This window comes from Cryobacterium sp. TMT1-66-1 (genome assembly GCF_004403435.1).
Classification (GTDB): domain Bacteria; phylum Actinomycetota; class Actinomycetes; order Actinomycetales; family Microbacteriaceae; genus Cryobacterium; species Cryobacterium flavum.
This window is the reverse complement of record NZ_SOGP01000011.1, coordinates 209,243-227,083: the sequence shown is the minus strand read 5'-3', so window position 1 is coordinate 227,083 and position 17,841 is coordinate 209,243. Positions and strand designations below refer to the sequence as shown.

At 64.3% G+C, this 17,841-nt stretch carries 17 protein-coding genes; 11 read left to right on the top strand and 6 right to left on the bottom strand.

Annotation, left to right across the window (positions count from 1 at the left end; genetic code table 11):
* Nucleotides 1-4: 4 nt before the first annotated feature.
* Complete coding sequence (locus E3T29_RS10140) at nt 5-1,210, bottom strand: class I SAM-dependent methyltransferase (protein ID WP_134345318.1); 1,206 nt, start codon at nt 1,208-1,210, stop codon at nt 5-7.
* A gap of 125 nt (nt 1,211-1,335) precedes the next feature.
* Here E3T29_RS10140 and groES point away from each other — a divergent pair, with 125 nt between their 5' ends.
* The 4 genes from groES to E3T29_RS10120 all read left to right on the top strand — a co-directional run bounded on the left by groES (nt 1,336) and on the right by E3T29_RS10120 (nt 4,918).
* On the top strand, nt 1,336-1,632 hold the full coding sequence (groES, locus tag E3T29_RS10135) for a co-chaperone GroES (RefSeq protein WP_092339382.1): 297 nt from the start codon (nt 1,336-1,338) through the stop codon (nt 1,630-1,632).
* Between the two features lie 97 nt (nt 1,633-1,729).
* Nucleotides 1,730-2,680 (top strand): EamA family transporter RarD, encoded by a 951-nt coding sequence (rarD, locus tag E3T29_RS10130; RefSeq protein ID WP_134345317.1) that lies wholly within the window; start codon nt 1,730-1,732, stop codon nt 2,678-2,680.
* Between the two features lie 104 nt (nt 2,681-2,784).
* Nucleotides 2,785-3,492: an ABC transporter substrate-binding protein gene (locus tag E3T29_RS10125; RefSeq protein ID WP_134345316.1), complete on the top strand. Its 708-nt coding sequence runs from the start codon at nt 2,785-2,787 to the stop codon at nt 3,490-3,492.
* Nucleotides 3,493-3,619: 127 nt separating this feature from the next.
* Nucleotides 3,620-4,918, top strand: a complete 1,299-nt coding sequence (locus E3T29_RS10120) for an ABC transporter substrate-binding protein (RefSeq protein WP_134345315.1) — start codon at nt 3,620-3,622, stop codon at nt 4,916-4,918.
* A 181-nt stretch (nt 4,919-5,099) separates the two neighbouring features.
* On the opposite strand, the gene E3T29_RS10115 is transcribed toward E3T29_RS10120, so the two are convergent.
* The 4 genes from E3T29_RS10115 to E3T29_RS10100 are packed head-to-tail and all read right to left on the bottom strand — an operon-like array spanning nt 5,100 to nt 9,049.
* Nucleotides 5,100-5,867 carry an ABC transporter ATP-binding protein gene (locus E3T29_RS10115; RefSeq protein WP_174774958.1) on the bottom strand — a complete coding sequence of 256 codons (768 nt, stop codon included), beginning with the start codon at nt 5,865-5,867 and terminating at the stop codon, nt 5,100-5,102.
* Nucleotides 5,854-6,756, bottom strand: coding sequence for an ABC transporter ATP-binding protein (locus tag E3T29_RS10110; protein ID WP_241987758.1), 903 nt, complete (start codon nt 6,754-6,756; stop codon nt 5,854-5,856). The genes E3T29_RS10115 and E3T29_RS10110 overlap by 14 nt, the downstream gene beginning before the upstream one ends.
* Nucleotides 6,757-6,793: 37 nt before the next feature.
* Nucleotides 6,794-7,774 carry a branched-chain amino acid ABC transporter permease gene (locus E3T29_RS10105; RefSeq protein WP_104089515.1) on the bottom strand — a complete coding sequence of 327 codons (981 nt, stop codon included), beginning with the start codon at nt 7,772-7,774 and terminating at the stop codon, nt 6,794-6,796.
* A 9-nt stretch (nt 7,775-7,783) separates the two neighbouring features.
* A complete protein-coding gene (locus E3T29_RS10100) occupies nt 7,784-9,049 on the bottom strand; it encodes a branched-chain amino acid ABC transporter permease (protein ID WP_134345313.1) in 1,266 nt (421 codons plus the stop codon).
* A 275-nt stretch (nt 9,050-9,324) separates the two neighbouring features.
* Between E3T29_RS10100 and guaB the strand changes: the two genes are divergently transcribed.
* The 3 genes from guaB (at nt 9,325) to E3T29_RS10085 (ending at nt 13,835) form a co-directional block, all read left to right on the top strand.
* Nucleotides 9,325-10,827, top strand: a complete 1,503-nt coding sequence (gene guaB, locus E3T29_RS10095) for an IMP dehydrogenase (RefSeq protein WP_134345312.1) — start codon at nt 9,325-9,327, stop codon at nt 10,825-10,827.
* Between the two features lie 58 nt (nt 10,828-10,885).
* Complete coding sequence (locus E3T29_RS10090; protein WP_134345311.1) at nt 10,886-12,004, top strand: GuaB3 family IMP dehydrogenase-related protein; 1,119 nt, start codon at nt 10,886-10,888, stop codon at nt 12,002-12,004.
* A gap of 100 nt (nt 12,005-12,104) precedes the next feature.
* A complete protein-coding gene (locus tag E3T29_RS10085) occupies nt 12,105-13,835 on the top strand; it encodes a glycerol-3-phosphate dehydrogenase/oxidase (protein ID WP_104089516.1) in 1,731 nt (576 codons plus the stop codon).
* A gap of 32 nt (nt 13,836-13,867) precedes the next feature.
* Here the strand turns inward: E3T29_RS10085 and E3T29_RS10080 are convergent, their stop codons facing one another.
* Nucleotides 13,868-14,452 (bottom strand): chlorite dismutase family protein, encoded by a 585-nt coding sequence (locus tag E3T29_RS10080; RefSeq protein WP_134345310.1) that lies wholly within the window; start codon nt 14,450-14,452, stop codon nt 13,868-13,870.
* Nucleotides 14,453-14,586: 134 nt separating this feature from the next.
* Here E3T29_RS10080 and E3T29_RS10075 point away from each other — a divergent pair, with 134 nt between their 5' ends.
* The 4 genes from E3T29_RS10075 to E3T29_RS10060 are packed head-to-tail and all read left to right on the top strand — an operon-like array spanning nt 14,587 to nt 17,819.
* Nucleotides 14,587-15,120, top strand: coding sequence for a cation:proton antiporter regulatory subunit (locus E3T29_RS10075; RefSeq protein WP_233193339.1), 534 nt, complete (start codon nt 14,587-14,589; stop codon nt 15,118-15,120).
* A 3-nt stretch (nt 15,121-15,123) separates the two neighbouring features.
* The gene (locus E3T29_RS10070; protein WP_134345309.1) at nt 15,124-16,590 is read left to right on the top strand and encodes a cation:proton antiporter; all 1,467 of its coding nucleotides are present in this window, start codon (nt 15,124-15,126) and stop codon (nt 16,588-16,590) included.
* A gap of 5 nt (nt 16,591-16,595) precedes the next feature.
* Nucleotides 16,596-17,375, top strand: coding sequence for an SURF1 family protein (locus E3T29_RS10065; RefSeq protein ID WP_092339360.1), 780 nt, complete (start codon nt 16,596-16,598; stop codon nt 17,373-17,375).
* A 9-nt stretch (nt 17,376-17,384) separates the two neighbouring features.
* Nucleotides 17,385-17,819, top strand: coding sequence for a DUF3817 domain-containing protein (locus tag E3T29_RS10060; RefSeq protein WP_092339358.1), 435 nt, complete (start codon nt 17,385-17,387; stop codon nt 17,817-17,819).
* The last annotated feature ends 22 nt before the right edge of the window (nt 17,820-17,841 follow it).

The window sequence follows — 17,841 nt, the reverse complement described above, 5'->3', positions numbered from 1 at the left end:
TCCGCTACCGCACGCGCTCCACGAGCAGCGCCACGCGATGCCCGGCCGCCCTGGTCAGAATCAACGTTGCGGCTTCCGGTCCCTTCAGCTTCAGCCGGGTGCGCAGCGTCGCCGGATCAACGTCGACGCCGCGCTTCTTGATCTCGAGGGTGCCGATACGCCGCTCGAGCAGCGCCAGTCGCAGCTTCTTCTCGTCGAACGGGAGCGTTTCGAGCACCCGAAAAGCGCTCGCGAACGGCGTCGGTGTGAGCGTGTCGTTGGTCAGGTAGGCGATGCCCTCACTCAGCATGCGGGCATCCAGTGAACGGGCCAGATCGCCGATCAGGCGTGCCCGAATCACCGCGCCGTCCGGTTCGTAGACGTAGTTTCCGAGGCTGCCAGGTTCGACGTCTGCACTGTCGTCTGGAGCCGTCAGTTCGTGCCTCCCGTCTGCCGTCAGGAGCAGGGCCGACCGACGGATGCCGGGGCGCGCGAGGGCGCCGAACCACAGCCCCATCTCCACCAGCTGGCCGTCCACCGACACCCACTGCGCTTCGGCGTCGACCGGAATCTGGTCGCGGTCGTGGCCGGGCCCGAGCTTCATACCGAGCGGCAGCTTCGTCGCGAGCAGATAGGCGAAGTCAAGCGAGGGGGAGTAATCCTCGGAGCGGGTCAGTCGCGTCGTGTTGCTGTGCCCGCTCGTGCGGCGGGCCGGGTCCAGCCAGACCGCGTCGAAATCTTCGAGGTCGACCGTCTCGGCATCGGCCTGCAGCGCCGAGGCGTTCGGAAACGGCGCGAGGTTGAAGCTTGCTACGGTCGCCGTGACCTCGTCGGCATCAACGGCCACGACCGACAGATCCAGCGCGGCGAGGGCCATGGCGTCGCCGCCGATACCGCAGCCGAGGTCGGCGACCCGCGGCGTGCGGCCGAGCGCAGCGCCGAGACCATTGAATCGGCCCGCGTGCAGGGCGGCGACACGCAGCCGGGTGGCCTGTTCCAGGCCGGCCTCTGTGAAGAGCATCCGCTCGGCGAATTCACCGAACTTGAGGGCGGCTTTTGCCCGCAGCCGCGATTGGCTGAGCACGGCCGACACGAGTCCGGGCGCGTGCCCGGCCTTGCGCAGATCGCTCACGAACTTCAGCACGTCGCCGTGGGTGTCGTAGGGCGGCAGCGAGTCCAGCAGCCGCAAACTCGCGGGGGAAAGCAGCTCAACGAGTTCGGTTCGATCCATGCTGCAACGCTACCAAAATGACCCCCATCTGGCACTCACGTTGCGTGAGTGCCAGAACCCCCCTAAACTTCACTTGGCACTCTCGCTGTGAGTCTGCTAACCCAAATCTTAGAAAGAGGTCAACCGTGTCGGTCTCCATCAAGCCGCTCGAGGATCGCATCGTCATCAAGCAGGTCGATGCCGAGCAGACCACCGCATCAGGTCTGGTCATTCCTGACACCGCGAAGGAAAAGCCCCAGGAGGGCGAAGTTGTTGCAGTCGGCCCCGGCCGCATTGACGACAACGGCAACCGCATCCCCCTCGACATCGCCGTCGGCGACAAGGTGATTTACTCCAAGTACGGCGGAACCGAGGTCAAGTTCGGTGGCGATGACCTTCTGGTTCTCTCCGCTCGCGACGTGCTCGCCGTGGTCGTACGCTAACACCAAGCAGTCGGTCGTTCTAGACTGAAAACTCCCGGATAGCCCCGCTATCCGGGAGTTTTCTGCTTTCTTCACCTCTGCCGAGTCAAGGACCCTCATGTCGGATGCCGTAAGCCCAGTCGCGACGACCGGTACCGCCGCCGGCACGCATCGCTCCGGACTCATCTTCGGCGGCCTCTCCTACGCCCTCTGGGGTGTGCTGCCGCTCTACTTTCTGCTGCTCGCACCGTCGGGTGCCTTTGAGATCGTGGCCTGGCGGGTGCTGTTCTCCCTGGTCTTCTGCGTACTGATCATCACGGTGACCCGCACCTGGACGGTTCTCGGGCGGGCCCTCAGGCAGCGGCGCCTGGTATTGACCATGGGCCTGGCCGGGGTCTTCATCTTCATCAACTGGCAGACCTACGTGATTGCCGCGACCACCGGTCACGTGGTCGAAGCGGCCCTCGGCTACTTCATCAACCCGATCGTCACCGTGCTGCTCGGCGTCTTCGTGCTGCGGGAACACCTGCGCCGCCTACAGTGGGTGGCCATCACCATCAGCTTTCTCGCCGTGGTCGTGCTCGCCGTCGGGTACGGCTCACTGCCGTGGATCTCGCTCATCCTCGCTTTCTCCTTCGGACTCTACGGTCTGATCAAGAAGCGAGTGGGCCCGAGCGTCGATGCCGTCACCGGCCTCACCCTGGAGACCGCCTGGCTCGCACCGGTCGCCGTCATCCAACTGGTCGTGGTCTCCGGCATTTCCGGGCTCACCTTCGGCACGGTGTCGCCCTGGCATACAGCTGGCCTGCTCGCGGCCGGCATCATCACCGCGGTACCACTGCTGCTGTTCGCTGCCGCCGCGCGGCGCCTGCCGTTGACCGTGCTCGGGCTCATTCAGTTCGTGGCCCCGGTGCTGCAGTTTCTGGTGGGCGTGTTCATCCTGAACGAGGCGATGCCCCCCGAACGCTGGCTCGGTTTCGGGCTGGTCTGGGTTGCCCTGATCATTTTGACGGTCGACATGGTGGCCTCCGGCCGCACTCCCCGCCGCAGTACCCTCGAACCCGCCTAGCTTGCCCGGCCTGGCCCGGCCCCGGCCAGCCGATACGCTGAACCAACAGCACGCGCCAGCCCAGCCTACGCAGCACCGATTCAGCCCAGCACCAGAGGATCCACATGCCCCGTCGCCCCATGATCGCCGCCGTTCTGCTGCTTGCCCTGGCACTGACCGGCTGCACCGGTGCGCCGGCCGCCAGGCCGAGCCCGACCCCAACACTCGTCGCCAGCACGGCGCCCACCGGCGACGGCACGCTTCTCATCGGCACGCTGTTTCCCATGACCGGCGCCAATGCCGCGAGCGGTGCCGCTCAGGTAGCCGGCACCGAACTCGCCATGCGTGACATTCTCGCCGACCAGACAACGCCCACCCAGCCCGTGCAGCTCATCCACCGCAACGTGGCCGGCGACCTCGCCGCCGCCTACGCCGACCTCGCGACGCGCGGCGTCGATCTGGTGCTGTGGGACGCGACGACGGCATTGCCAGCGGATGCTGAAGGACTGATTGGCAGCGCGGCCATCGTTGCCCTGATCGACTTTGCCAATGGTGGAACCCCGCTCGCCGCCACGGACGAGTTCACCGCGCGACTCAAGACCGCCGATCCGACGCTGACGGCCACCGCTGGCGGTGCAGAGGCCTACGACGGAGTGATGACGGCCGCCCTGGCCGCCGTCATCACCGGCGACGATGGCGGTTCCTCGCTCGAGGCTGGCTGGCCCCAGGTGATTTCCGGAAGCGCCGTGTGCGCTTCCTGGGGGGAATGTATGTTCGCCATGACGGAGAAACAAATCATTGATTATCAGGGGATTACCGGCCGTCGTTCGTAACGATTTGGTCGCATTACAAAGTTCTCCCATCAGGGGGTATGTTTCTGGGCCCTTGATTGCCTACTCTGACACCACGGCAGTCAACCGGCTGACCAGTCTTACCCCTCTTTATAAATCAAGGAGCAACATGAGCGTTTTCGCGAAGGCCTCGGCTTCCCGCTCAGTTCGTACCCTCGTTACCGGTGTCGCCCTCATCGGCGTGAGCGCCCTTTTGCTCACCGGCTGCAGCAACGGTGCTGCGACCACACCCACCGACGCGGCCACAACCACAGCGGCATCCGACTTCAAGCCGGTCGCTTCCGGAGCGCGCGACCTGTCCCTGAAGATCGGCACTATTCTTCCGCAGAGTGGTGGACTGGCCTTCCTCGGCCCGCCCGAAGAAGCCGGAGTGAAGCTCGCCGTGCAGGACGTCAACGCGGCCGGTCTCGGTATCAAGGTTGAAGCGATTTATCGCGACTCTGGCGACACGACGACCGACACCGCGACGACTTCGGTCACCGACCTGCTCTCGCAGAACGTGACAGCCATCGTCGGAGCGGCCTCATCTGGCGTCTCCAAGACCGTGATCGACCAGATCACCGGTGCTGGCGTTGTGCAGTTTTCCCCGGCCAACACCTCTGACGCGTTCACGACCTATGCCGACCAGGGTCTGTATTGGCGTACCGCACCCTCCGACGTGCTCCAGGGTGAAGTGCTCGGCACCCAGATCGCTGACGACGGCAACGCCACCCTTGGCTTGATCGTGCTCAACGACGCCTACGGGACCGGACTCGCCAAGTACGTTGGCGACGCGTTCACCAAGTCTGGCGGCAAGGTCGTCGCAACCGCACTGTTCAACGAGGGCGACCCGTCGTTCTCCGCGCAGATCGCCGAAGTCACCGCTGCGGCCCCCGACGCGATCGCTCTGATCACGTTCGACCAGGCCAAGGTCATCATTCCGGACCTCGTGGCCACCGGCTTCCCGGGAAAGCAGTTGTACTTCGTTGACGGCAATCTTTCCGACTACAGCGCAACCTTCGCTCCCGGTCTCGTCGAGGGCGCCAAGGGCACGCTGCCAGGCCTCGACACGGCATCGCTCGGCGACTTCACCGACCGCCTGCTGACGGTCGACCCGACGCTGACCGACTACAGCTACGCAGCCGAGTCTTATGACGCCGTCGTCCTGATCGCCTTGGCCGCCTATGCGGGCAACGACGTTTCGGGTACCTCGATCGCGAGCTACCTGCGTCAGGTCTCCGGCGGCACCGGCGACGGCACCAAGGCCACCGATTTCAAGTCCGCTGCTGCGGATCTGAAGGCCGGCAAGCAGGTCAACTATGACGGCTTCTCTGGTCCGATCACGTTCGATGAGAACGGCGACCCGACCGGCGCGACCATCGGCATCTACCAGTTCGGTGCCGACAACAAGTACAAGCGCATCAACTAGCTCCACCGCTCCCGCTCTACTGAGCGATCTGAAGGGCCCCGGCTTCGGCCGGGGCCCTTCTGCGTATACGTGAGCCGATCCTGAAGCGCGAGCCGTGGCATCCGTTCGCCGGCACACACACAGAAGCGGCGCCCGAGGTGATCTCGGACGCCGCTGGAGGCTCGTACAGGGGGTGAGAGCGCTAATCCTGCCCGAGGGTGCCGAGGTACAGGCCGATCACCTTGGGGTCGTTCAAAAGCTCACGTCCGGTGCCGGTGTAGGCATCGCGACCCTGATCGAGCACGTAGCCGCGGTCGCAGATTTGCAGGCAGCGGCGTGCGTTCTGCTCGACCATGATCGTGGTCACACCAGCCTTGTTGATCTCTTTGACGCGCAGGAACGCTTCGTCCTGGCGCACGGGGGAGAGGCCGGCGCTCGGCTCGTCGAGCAGCAGCACGTGTGGACCCATCATGAGCGCGCGGCTCATGGCGACCATCTGTCGTTCGCCGCCCGACAGCGAACCGGCGCGCTGCGACATCCGTTTACTGAGCTCCGGGAAGATCTCGGTAACGAACTCGAGCCGCTCGATCAGACCCTTGGGCTTCTGAAAGATGCCCATCTCGAGGTTCTCGCGAATGGTCAAGGTCGGAAAGACGTTGTTGTTCTGCGGCACGAAGCCGACGCCCTGGGCGACGAGCTTGTTGGCCTTGAGATTGGTGATGTTGTTGCCGCGCAGGAGGATCTCGCCGTCGCGCACTTTCACCAAGCCGAATATGGCTTTGAGTAGCGTCGACTTGCCTGCGCCGTTCGGGCCGATAATGCCGATCAGCTCGCCGTCGTAGGCGGTGAGGGAGCAGGCATTGAGAATATTCACTCCGGTGACGTAGCCGGCGGTGACGCTCTTGACCTCGACGACGGCGTCCCGGGTTTCGGTCGGTGCCGGCACGATTTGCGGATTAGCGTTCGTCATCGAGCAACTCCTTAATGGCTGAAACGTGCACGATCTCGGCATCGGGGTCTTCCCCAATGTCTTCGTCATGGTGCTGACCGAGATATGCGTCGATCACGGCCGGGTTCTTCATGACCTCGTGCGGGTCGCCCTCGGCGACCACCTTGCCCTCGGCCATTACGATCACCCAGTCGGCGATGTGGCGCACCATGTGCATGTCGTGTTCCACGAACAGAACGGACATGCCTTGCGCCTTGAGGTTGAGAATGTGGTCGAGCAGCGACTGGGTCAGTGCCGGGTTGACCCCGGCCATGGGTTCGTCGAGCATTACCAGGGTCGGATCGCTCATGAGCGCTCTGGCCATTTCGAGCAGCTTGCGCTGCCCGCCGGAGAGGCTCGCCGCGTAGTCGTCTTTCTTGGTATCAAGCTTGAACCGGGTGAGCAGATCGAGTGCTTTGGCGCGGTTCTCCTCCTCTTCATTGCGCCAGAGAAACGGCATCAATGCGCGGAACATGTTCTCGCCGGTCTGGCCCTTGGCACCGAGCAGCATATTGTCCATGACGGTGAGCAGGCCGAGCGCCTTGGTCAACTGGAAGGTGCGAATCTGGCCCATGCGGGCCACTCGGTACGCCGGAACACCAGCGAGGGAGCGACCGTTGAAGGTCCACTTTCCGTCGTCGGGCTTGTCGAAACCGGTCAACAGGTTGAACAGGGTCGTCTTACCGGCGCCGTTCGGGCCGATCAGTGCTGTGATCGCGCCGCGCGGAACCTCGACGTGATCGACGTCGACCGCGGTGAGCCCCCCGAAGGTGCGCCGCACGTTGTCGACGACCAGAATCGGGTCGACCTTCGCACAGCCGGGTGCTGGTTCTCCGATGTGCAGGCCGGTCGCTTTGACCGGCTTTGTGATGGGAACGGGCGGCTCGAGGGGAGCGGCCGGAACAGCGTTATCGGACAAAAGCCAACTCCTTCTTATTGCCGAAGATACCTTGCGGTCTGAAGATGACTATTAACATGATCGCCACTCCCACCAGTACGAAGCGCAGCTGGCCGGCCTGAATGGACGTCATGAACGGCAACCAGCCTGCTTCGACGGCCCGAGCCATGAAACCCGAGAAGAACGACAGCAGCACCCAGAAGATCATTGAACCGATGATCGGGCCGAGCACCGTGGCGGCCCCGCCGAGCAGCAGAATCGCGTAGATGAAGAACGTCAGAGTCGTCTGATAATTCGACGGCACGACCGCTCGCGGCAGCGCGAAGATCATTCCAGCGATGGTACCGAACACACCACCGAGAATGAGCGACTGCATTTTGTAGGCATAGACGTTCTTGCCGAGGGCACGCACGGCGTCTTCGTCTTCGCGAATGCCCTTGATGACGCGGCCCCAGGGGCTGCGCATGATCTGCCAGACCAGCAGGGCCGCGATAATCACGATCGACCAGGCCACGATGCGCAGCCAGGTGTCGTAGGCGTTGTTCTCGAACGGCCCGAACCCATAGCTGCCATCAGCTAGCGGGTTGAGCGCCGCGAACTCGTTCTTGTACCCACTCAGGCCGTTGGCCGATCCGGTGACGGAGGCGAAAGTGTTCGTCGTGAACAACAGCCGCACAATCTCGGCGGCAGCGATCGTGACGATGGCGAGGTAGTCGGCGCGCAGTCGAAGCGTGGGAATACCCAAAATCAAGGCAAAGAGCACGGATGCCCCCACGCCGACCAGAAAGGCTCCCCAGACGGGAAACCCGAAGGTCAAAATGGAGATGGCGTAGCCGTAGGCTCCGAGGGCCATGAACCCGGCCTGTCCGAAGTTCAGCAGGCCGGTGTAGCCGAAGTGCACGGCGAGCCCGAGGGCGGCGAGTGCGTAGGCGGCCGTGGTCGGGCTGATCAGCTCGACGGCGGCGTTATTGAAGATTGCTCCCCAGTCCATCGTGAACCCCTAACCAATTCTCTCTTTGCGACCCAAAATGCCTTGCGGTCGAAACAGCAGCACCAAGATCAAAACAACAAGGGCGCCGACCACTTTCAGGTCGGACGGGAGCCACAGCGTTGACAGTTCAACGAAGAGGCCGACGATGAGGGAGCCGACGAGGGCTCCGAACGCCGTGCCGAGACCGCCGAGGGTCACAGCGGCAAAGACCAGCAACAGCATCTGGAAGCCCATGTCCCAGCTGACGCCGGGGCGGAAGTAGGCCCAGAGAACGCCACTGAGTCCGGCGAGTGCGGCCCCGACCACCCAGACGATGCGGATGACATGGTCGACGTCGATGCCGCTCGCCGACGCCAAGCTGGGGTTGTCGGAGACGGCGCGGGTGGCCTTGCCGATGCGGGTTCGCAGCAGAAAGTAGGCCACGGCCAGCAGCACGACGATGCTGATACTCATGCTGGCGAGGTCGATCGGGGAGAGTGAGATCGCGCCGAACTTGAGGTCGGCCATGCCGGCACCCGGCAGCTGGCTGGTGCTGCCGCCGAAGAAGTACTGGTAGAGATAGCGCAGTGCGAGGGAGAGCCCGATGCTCACGATCATGAGCGGAATTACCGCCACGCCCTTGCGGCGCAACGGTTTCCAGATCACCGCATCGAGGCCGAACCCGAGAGCGCCGCTGAGCAGAATGGCAATCAGAATGGCGAGCCAGATCGGCAGGCCCAACTGCACCGAGAAGACCAAGGTCATCAACGCGCCAAACGTGATCATCTCCGCGTGGGCGAAGTTGCTCAGCCCGGTGGTTCCGAAGATCAGCGACACTCCGATCGCCGCGAGGGCCAGCAGTAGGCCAAAGTTGAGGCCGTTGACAAACCGGTTGACGAACTGGTCGAAGAAGCTGACAGTGTTGCGGGTGCCCTCACCGAGGAAAAAGTTCACCGAGCGGCGGTCGGTGAGTCCGAACTCCGCGTCGATGACATTGCCACCCTTGGCGACGATAACGCCCTTGGGCAGGGTTCCCTCATCGAGAGTTACCTTGTAGGTTTCCTTTTCGGGAACTCCGATGGCCCACTTACCCTCGGCGTCCGTCACGGTATCGGCCTGGTAGCCGTTGCCGTCAACGGCGATGGCCACCTTGTCGAGGGCCTTGCCGTTGAACTGCACGTTGCCGGAGATAGTGAAGTTGTATTCCGTACCGACCGCATCGGCCTGCGCGCTGCCTGCCGAGAATGTGGCCATGGTGAAGGCTGCTAGCAGCGTCACAAACAGGATGGCGAGCATCCTGGGTATGTATCTTTGAGCCGTATGTGTGGGGTGCACGGGACCTCCATGTTGGTGCCGACCGACGGGTAACCGGGCGGGCGCCGGGTGACTACTGCCAACTTCTCTGTTGAGAGTATTTGCCGATTATGTCCTATAAGTTTCGAAACACCGCACCGTGTTGACAATGGTGTGCGGAATGTGATGAACCCAAACACGCTTAACATTGGAGGACCGGTTAATTTTCGTGACTTTCCGGTTAATTTTCTGTTTTTCAGCTACAGGTAAGGGGTTTCATGGATCAGCCAGATCCGTTCGGATTCACCGGGCTCACCTACGACGACGTGCTGCTCCTGCCGGGGCACACCGACGTCATTCCGAGCGAGGCGGTCACCAAATCCCGCCTGACCCGGCGAATCGACGTGTCGCTGCCGCTGCTCTCCAGCGCCATGGACACCGTCACAGAGACGCGCATGGCGATCGCCATGGCCCGAGAGGGGGGCCTTGGCATTCTGCACCGCAACCTCTCGATCGGGGACCAGGCCGAGCAGGTCGACCTGGTCAAGCGCAGCGAATCCGGGATGATCACCAATCCGGTCACCACCTCGCCCGACGCCACCGTGGCCGAAGTCGACGCCCTGTGCGGCCAGTTCCGCGTCAGCGGGCTGCCCGTCATCGACGGTGACGGCATTCTGGTGGGCATCATCACCAACCGTGACATGCGCTTCGTGCCGTACGCCAAGAAGGCCCTCACCCGGGTGCGCGAGGTCATGACGACCTCGCCGCTGATCACCGGCAAGGTCGGCATGGCGCCCGAAGACGCCCTCGCCATCTTCGCCAAGCACAAGATTGAGAAGCTCCCGCTGATCGACGCCAACGGCAAGCTCACCGGCCTGATCACCGTGAAGGACTTCGACAAGAGCGAGGAATATCCCCTCGCCACCAAGGACGACGCCGGACGCCTGCGCGTCGGCGCGGCCATCGGCTTCTTCGGCGACGCCTGGCAGCGCGCGACCGCCCTGCTCGAATCGGGCGTTGACGTGCTCGTGGTCGACACCGCCAATGGCGACAGCGCCGGGGTGCTCGACATCATTCGTCGGCTGAAGGCCGACAAGGCCTTCGCCGACGTCGACGTGATCGGTGGAAACGTGGCCACCCGCTCCGGCGCCCAGGCTCTCATCGACGCGGGCGCCGACGCCATCAAGGTGGGCGTCGGCCCCGGCTCCATCTGCACCACCCGCATCGTGGCCGGTGTGGGCGTTCCGCAGATCACCGCCGTCTACCAGGCCTCCCTCGCCGCTCGCGAAACCGGTATTCCGGTCATCGCCGACGGTGGGCTGCAGTATTCCGGTGACATCGCCAAGGCCCTCGTGGCCGGCGCCGACACCGTCATGCTCGGCTCGCTGCTCGCCGGTTGCACGGAAAGCCCCGGCGAACTGGTGTTCGTCAACGGCAAGCAGTTCAAGACCTATCGCGGCATGGGTTCGCTCGGTGCCCTGCAGACCCGCGGTACGAAGACGTCGTATTCGAAGGACCGCTACTTTCAGAGCGACGTTCCGAGCGATGAGAAGCTCATTCCTGAGGGCATCGAGGGCCAGGTGCCGTTCCGCGGCCCCCTCGCAGCTGTGGCCTATCAGCTTGTCGGGGGCCTGCGTCAGTCCATGTTCTATGTGGGCGCCCGCACCATCGCTGAGCTCAAGCAGAAGGGCAAGTTCGTGCGCATCACGCCCGCCGGTTTGAAGGAGTCGCACCCGCACGACGTGCAGATCGTGGTCGAGGCCCCGAACTACCGCCGGTAGGGAGGGGCCGGCATCCGCTTGAAAAGAGGATGTCGGGGGTTCCCTCTAAACTGGAACCATGGAAATCGAGATTGGCCGTTCCAAGCGCGCTCGCCGCGTATATGCCTTCGACGACATCGCGGTGGTGCCGAGCCGGCGCACCCGCGACCCGGAGGACGTGTCGGTCGGCTGGACCATCGACGCCTACCAGTTCGCCATTCCCGTGCTCGCCGCCCCGATGGACTCCGTCGTCTCGCCGACCACAGCCATCATGATGGGCCAGCTCGGCGGCGTCGGCGTGCTCGACCTCGAAGGCCTGTGGACCCGGCACGAAAACCCGGAGCCGCTACTCGCCGAAATTCGCAGCCTGCCCGCCGATAAGGCGACCGCGCGCATGCAGGAGATGTACTCCGCTCCGATCCAGCCCGAGCTCGTCACCGCACGCCTCGCTGAGATTCGGGCGGGCGGCGTCACCGTGGCCGGCGCCCTTTCGCCCCAGCGCACCCAGGAACTCTACGAAACCGTCGTCGCCGCCGGTGTTGACCTGTTCGTGATTCGTGGCACGACAGTGTCGGCCGAGCACGTGTCGCAGAACCAGGAACCGCTCAACCTCAAGAAGTTCATCTACGAACTCGACGTTCCCGTCATCGTCGGCGGCGCGGCCACCTACACGGCTGCCCTGCACCTCATGCGCACCGGAGCCGCGGGTGTTCTGGTCGGTTTCGGTGGGGGAGCCGCGTCGACCACCCGCACGACCCTCGGTATCCACGCCCCGATGGCGACCGCGGTAGCGGATGTCGCCGGCGCGCGTCGCGACTACATGGACGAGTCCGGCGGGCGCTACGTGCACGTCATCGCCGACGGCGGCCTCGGGACCTCGGGCGACATCGTCAAGGCCGTCGCCTGTGGCGCCGACGCTGTCATGCTCGGCACCGCACTGGCCCGGGCAACGGATGCTCCCGGCGGCGGATTCCACTGGGGCGCCGAGGCTCACCACCCGCAACTGCCACGCGGCAAGCGCGTGCAGGTGGGCACAGTGGCCCCGCTCGAGGAGATTCTCTACGGCCCGGCACCGGTGGCCGACGGCACCGCCAACCTCATCGGCGCGCTGCGTCGGTCGATGGCGACCACCGGCTACTCCGATCTCAAAGAATTTCAACGGGTTGAAGTGGTTGTCGCGCCGTACCGAGTGAACTAGCGTCGAAGATAGCGGAACTTTTCGTAAATAACCCTCAACACTGTTGTCGCAGCACGCCCTGACCTCTCGTCTTGAACATTGAGTCTGAACAGGAGTAGCAATGACGTCCCACAATTCGGTCACCCGATCCACAAAAATGGGGCCTGAGGAGCGGATCGCCGCTCTCGCCAAGCTCAAAGACAAGGAACTCGACATTCTCGTCGTCGGCGGCGGCATCGTCGGCGCCGGCGCAGCCCTTGATGCCGTCACGCGTGGTTTGAGCGTGGGCATTCTGGAAGCCCGGGACTGGGCGTCGGGCACGTCGAGCCGGTCATCCAAGCTCGTGCACGGCGGCATTCGCTATCTGGAGCAGCTCGACTTTCGTCTCGTTCGCGAAGCGCTCACCGAACGAGGACTGCTGCTGCAGCGCATCGCACCACACCTCGTGAAGCCGGTGCGGTTTCTGTACCCGCTCAAGAAACGCTTCACCGAACGTTTCTACATCGGCGCCGGCATGCTTCTCTACGACATCTTCTCCTACACCGGCGGTCGTCCGCCCGGAGTGCCGCACCACCGCCACCTGTCCAAGAGCCAGGTGCAGAAGCTCATCCCGAGCCTCGCCAATGACGCCCTGGTCGGCGGCATCACGTACTACGACGCCCAGGTCGATGACGCCCGCTACGTGTCGTCGCTCGTGCGCACCGCCTCGTTCTACGGAGCCCACGCGGCCAGCCGGGTGCGGGTCGAGGGCTTCATCAAGGTGGGGGAGCGCGTCGTCGGCGTGCGCGCCCACGACCTGCAGACCGACGAACACTTCGACGTGCGGGCCAAGCAGGTCGTGAACGCGACCGGCGTCTGGACCGACGACACTCAGCGCATGGTCGGCGAACGCGGCACCTTCAAGGTGCGGGCCTCGAAGGGCGTGCACCTCGTCGTGCCGCGCGACCGGTTCCAGAGCGCTATGGGACTGCTGCTGCGCACCGAGAAGAGCGTACTGTTCGTCATCCCGTGGGGCCGGCACTGGCTCATCGGAACGACCGACACCGATTGGCACCTCGACAAGGCGCACCCCGCTGCTACGGCGGCGGATATCGACTACATCCTCGAGCACATCAACGAGGTGCTGAGCGTTCCGCTCACCCGCGAAGACGTTGAGGGCGTCTACGCCGGGCTGCGTCCGCTGCTGGCCGGCGAGAGCGACCAGACCTCCAAGCTGTCCCGTGAGCACCTCGTCGGGCACTCCGTTCCCGGCCTCGTCGTCATCGCCGGCGGCAAGTGGACCACCTACCGCATTATGGCCAAGGACGCAGTGGATGCCGCGGCGTCGGCTCTCGACGGTCGCATTCCCGCGTCGGCGACCCAGGACATCCCCTTGCTGGGCGCCGAGGGTTATCAGGCCGCCTGGAACAAGCGCGGCAAGATCGCCAGGGCGTTCGGACTGCACACCGTGCGGGTCGAACACCTGCTCAACCGGTACGGCACCCTCACCGACGAGTTGCTCGACCTGATCAAGGCGAACCCGGCGCTCGCCGAGCCGCTGCCCGGCGCCGATGACTACATCGGTGCCGAGGTCGTCTACGCGGCGTCGCACGAGGGTGCCCTGCACCTCGAGGACGTGCTGGCGCGTCGCACCCGCATCTCGATCGAGGCCTGGGACCGCGGGGTGTCGGCCGCGCCGGTCGCCGCAGCTCTCATGGCTGACGTGCTCGGCTGGGACCAGGGGCGCATCGACCGGGAGGTCGGCTTCTATCTCACCCGGGTCGCCGCCGAGCGGGCCTCGCAGGAGGAGCCGAACGACGAATCCGCCGACCGGGTGCGCCTCGAGGCTCCCGACATCGTGGTCACGAACTAGCGCGCGCCGCGCGGCGCCGCCGACCGGGTGCGCTACCGGGGTCCTCGGGTCACGCGCACCTCGACCTCGCGCTCGACAAAGGTCCATTCCGTCGTCCCCCGCAGCTCAGCCAGTAGATCGTCGAATGCGGCCGCGTTGATGGGGGCGAACTCGAACCAGGTCAGAAAATCAAACGGTCCGCCCAGGTCGCGACAGTGATGCAGCCTCCGGGCCACGGCCGGCAGATAGTCCATGGAGCGGCGGATGTGGTGGCTCGTCTCCTCAAAGATGGCTCGTCGTTCGTCCTGGGCCAGTTCCCACCACTCGTTCGATTTCGTGATCGGAATGAGCGAGGCCACGGTGGCGTCCGGTCGGCCCAGCGCCGGGGACTGCGCGTTCAGTCGCGTCAGTTCTGCGGCGGTCGTGTAGCGCTGATTGCTGACGGCGCCGCGCAAAACCCAGTCGGGAGAACTCGTCGCTTCAGTCGGCGAAACCGTCGGTGCGGTGTAGTCAGCTCCCTCGTGGACGAGCAGACGCTCGGCCGCGAGGAGCCCCGCACCGCTGACGGTGGTGATGCGTTCGATCTGCCACGGCCCGGTCTTGCCGGCAATAAAAGTAACGGGCAGGGCGTCGGCCATGGATTCTTCCTGACGGTAAGGGTACTCCGACGCTAGCACCGGGCGCGCGACGGATGTCGTCGGCACGAACCCGCGCGCGGCGGAAAAAAGCGGCTCCGGTAGAATGAGGGCACTGCCCCTAAACCTCAGGAGTCATGACAATGGTTGATGTTCGGCGGGTCAAACTTCCCGGCGTGGGTGTGCTGCACACCTTCATCACGGATGACGGTGGCAAGGTCGGCGTCATCGCCCACCGTTCCGGCCACAGCGACCTCATTACCTTCGCTGACGACGAGGGCGGCCCCGACGCGAGCAAGGTCTCGCTTCGGCTCAACGAAGACGAGGCGCACACCCTCGCCGAGCTCCTCGGCGGCACCCAGATCACCGAGTCGCTCAGCGCCCTCGACCAGATTCCCGGCCTCAGCATCGACTGGTTCACCGTCGACTACGAAGACCACATCGCCGGCCAGGCGCTTGGCAACCCGGCCGATCGCGGTATCGCCGGACTCACCGTGGTGGCCGTCGTGCGCGGAGAATCCGCCAACCCGGCACCGGCCGCCGACTTCAAGGTCTTTCCCGGCGACACCCTCGTCGTCGCTGGCTCGCCGGAAAAGGTCGTCAAGGCCTTCGCGTTCTTCCGCACCGGTGAAGTGAAGGCGAAAACCGTCGACGCTCCACCCGGGGGGTAAGCGATGCACCTGGGCGAAGACCTTCTGGTTCTCGGCATCCTGCTCGTCGTCGCCTACATCCTTGGCCGCCTGGGCAAGATGATCGGGCTCCCCACCATCCCGATCTACATGATCGTGGGCGTTCTCGCGAGCCCGAACACCGACTTCTTCCCCCTCGACTTTCAATCCGCCGATATTGAGCTCATCGCCGTGTTCGGCCTGATCCTGCTATTGTTCAGCCTCGGCCTCGAATTCGACCAGGAAGAATTCTTCGGCAACGCCAAGACTCTGATCATCTCCGGTGGATCCTGGGTGCTCATCAACATGGGCGCCGGCTTCATCTTCGGCCTGCTCGTGGGCTGGGGCCCCCGCGAAGCCCTCGTCATTGCCGGCATGACCGGAACCTCCTCGAGCGCCATCATTACCAAACTGCTCATCGAACTGCGCCGCCTGGCTAACAAAGAGACCCCGATGATCCTCGGCGTGACGGTCGTCGGCGACATCTTCATCGCCATCTACCTCTCCATCGTCTCGGTCGTGCTGAGCGGTGAAACCGAGATCTGGCCGATCGTGCTCCAGCTCTCCATCGCGTTCCTGTTTCTGGTGGCCATGTTCTCGCTCGCCCGCTGGGGCGGCCGCGTCGTCTCGCGCCTGATGCGCACCAAAGACGACGAACTGTTCACCATTTTGTTCTTCGGGCTCGTGGTGCTGTTCGCCGGCATCGGCGAGATCATCGGCGTGACGGATGCGATCGGCGCGTTCCTGATCGGCGTCGTGCTCGGCGCGAGCAGCTATCGCGCCAGAATCGAACGCGTCGCCGTGCCCCTCCGCGACATCTTCGCGGCATTCTTCTTTCTCAACTTCGGACTCGCCCTCGACGTAGCCCAGTTCGGGTCGGTGATCGGAGTCGTGCTGATCGCCATCGTGATGACCTTCGTACTCAGTCTGCTGTCTGGGGCGCTGCTGGCCTGGCTGCACAAGATGGGGCCACGCGAAGCACTGAACACCGCCGCGATCTTTGTCAACCGCGGCGAGTTCACGCTCATTTTGGCAACGCTGTCGGTGTCGGCCGGGCTGGATCCGCGGCTGCAACCGTTCGCCGGGCTCTACGTGTTATCGATGGCCATACTCGGCCCGCTGTTCGCGGCGAATTCCGAGAAGATCGGATCGGCGCTGCGTCGTCGGGTGCCGGCATCTGTTGCGCCGCGCGCACCGCGCAACCCCATGCTCGACGAAGAGATCGCGCTGGTCGAGGCGGCGACCGCCGCCCAGGCGGCCGATGCCGACGAGTTCACCCGCCGTACGGCCAAACGCGACTCGGCTAATTCCCAACCGGCGGAAGATACGGTTGCCAGAGCGAAACGCTCGCATTCAGATGTAGATTCCATGGCTGATTTCGCGCTCGGTCAGCATTCCCCAGAACCCGACGACGCGGCCGACCGGACGGCACGCAAACCCGGGCGAGAAACTCACACAGGTGACTATTCGTGATCAGAATGATGGTGCGCCCCCGCTGGGTCGCTGCACTGCTGCTTGCCCTCGGCGTTGCCGCGGCGTTCGCCCTGCTCGGGCACTGGCAGCTCGAGCGCGCCATCGAATCCGGCGTGGTCGTGGAGCGCAGCACCGAACAGGTCAAGCCTCTCGCCGAGGTGGCGCAGCCCGACGGGGGAGTGACGCAGATCGCGACCGGCCAAATGGTCAGCACCGAAGGCACCTGGGTGCCCGGTGACGACACGCTCATCTCGACACGCTTCAACGGCGGCGTCGAAGGGTTCTGGGTGGTCAGCCATTTTCAAACGGATGCTGCCGCCAGTATCGCCGTCGCGCGCGGCTGGGCCCCCGATAAGGTCAGCGCCCAGGCTGTCATCGATGCGCTGCAAACCGAACCGGAAAACACCCCGGTTACCCTGACCGGGCGCTTCCTCACCGGCGAGGCACCCGAGCTGCCCGACCCGCAGGGTGACTCAATGGAACTGACCAAGGTGGCGCCATCCGCTTTGATCAATTTGTGGGCTGATTTCACCGACGAGTCCGTGTATTCCGCGTATATCGTCGCCGCCGAAGCCCCGGGCGGACTCGACAAAATCGACTCCCCGGTGCCCGAAGTCGATCAGTCGCTCAACTGGCTGAACATCTTCTATGCCATCGAGTGGGTCGTCTTCGCCGGATTCGCCGTGTTCCTCTGGTATCGCCTGGTGCGCGACGCGCTGGAGCGCGAGCAGGAAGAGGCCGAGCTCGAATTGGTCTCTGCAAGCACTCCCAGCGCTGGCGCATAGAATTACCCCATGCCACTTGATCCCAAGCCCGCCGATATTTCCCGAATCCCCGGTGCGCTTCGGCTCTACCAGGTGTCGTCCATCATCACCGGTGTCTTTCTGCTGCTGCTCTGCGCCGAGGTCTATGCCAAGTTCATTCTCGGTTACGAACTCGAAATGAACGGCGCCGATGGCTTTCTCGCCTTCGTGCCGCGCGACACGGTCGCCGCAATCAACCTGAGCACGATCATCCTGATCGTGCACGGCTGGTTCTACGTGCTCTACCTGTTCGCCGACTTCCGGCTGTGGAGTCTCATGCGCTGGCCGTTCCCGCTCTTCGTGCTGATTGCGCTCGGCGGCATCATCCCCACGCTCTCGTTCTTCCTGGAAGGCCCCATGACCCGCCGCGTCAAACGTTCCCTCGAGCAGCTCGAAGCGAAAAAGGCCGCCGAGGTGCGTTCGTGAGTGTCGTCGACACAGCATCAGC

Bases quoted from the DNA above. Each gene is read 5' to 3' on its own strand.
- E3T29_RS10125 (WP_134345316.1), top strand. From the start codon at position 2,785: ATGCCCCGTCGCCCCATGATCGCCGCCGTTCTGCTGCTTGCCCTGGCA.
- E3T29_RS10085 (WP_104089516.1), top strand. From the start codon at position 12,105: ATGACGTCCCACAATTCGGTCACCCGATCCACAAAAATGGGGCCTGAG.
- E3T29_RS10070 (WP_134345309.1), top strand. From the start codon at position 15,124: ATGCACCTGGGCGAAGACCTTCTGGTTCTCGGCATCCTGCTCGTCGTC.
- E3T29_RS10115 (WP_174774958.1), bottom strand. From the start codon at position 5,867: ATGACGAACGCTAATCCGCAAATCGTGCCGGCACCGACCGAAACCCGG.
- E3T29_RS10100 (WP_134345313.1), bottom strand. From the start codon at position 9,049: ATGCTCGCCATCCTGTTTGTGACGCTGCTAGCAGCCTTCACCATGGCC.
- E3T29_RS10120 (WP_134345315.1), top strand. From the start codon at position 3,620: ATGAGCGTTTTCGCGAAGGCCTCGGCTTCCCGCTCAGTTCGTACCCTC.
- guaB (WP_134345312.1), top strand. From the start codon at position 9,325: ATGGATCAGCCAGATCCGTTCGGATTCACCGGGCTCACCTACGACGAC.
- E3T29_RS10065 (WP_092339360.1), top strand. From the start codon at position 16,596: ATGATGGTGCGCCCCCGCTGGGTCGCTGCACTGCTGCTTGCCCTCGGC.
- E3T29_RS10105 (WP_104089515.1), bottom strand. From the start codon at position 7,774: ATGGACTGGGGAGCAATCTTCAATAACGCCGCCGTCGAGCTGATCAGC.
- E3T29_RS10080 (WP_134345310.1), bottom strand. From the start codon at position 14,452: ATGGCCGACGCCCTGCCCGTTACTTTTATTGCCGGCAAGACCGGGCCG.
- E3T29_RS10140 (WP_134345318.1), bottom strand. From the start codon at position 1,210: ATGGATCGAACCGAACTCGTTGAGCTGCTTTCCCCCGCGAGTTTGCGG.
- rarD (WP_134345317.1), top strand. From the start codon at position 1,730: ATGTCGGATGCCGTAAGCCCAGTCGCGACGACCGGTACCGCCGCCGGC.
- E3T29_RS10090 (WP_134345311.1), top strand. From the start codon at position 10,886: ATGGAAATCGAGATTGGCCGTTCCAAGCGCGCTCGCCGCGTATATGCC.
- E3T29_RS10060 (WP_092339358.1), top strand. From the start codon at position 17,385: ATGCCACTTGATCCCAAGCCCGCCGATATTTCCCGAATCCCCGGTGCG.
- E3T29_RS10075 (WP_233193339.1), top strand. From the start codon at position 14,587: ATGACAATGGTTGATGTTCGGCGGGTCAAACTTCCCGGCGTGGGTGTG.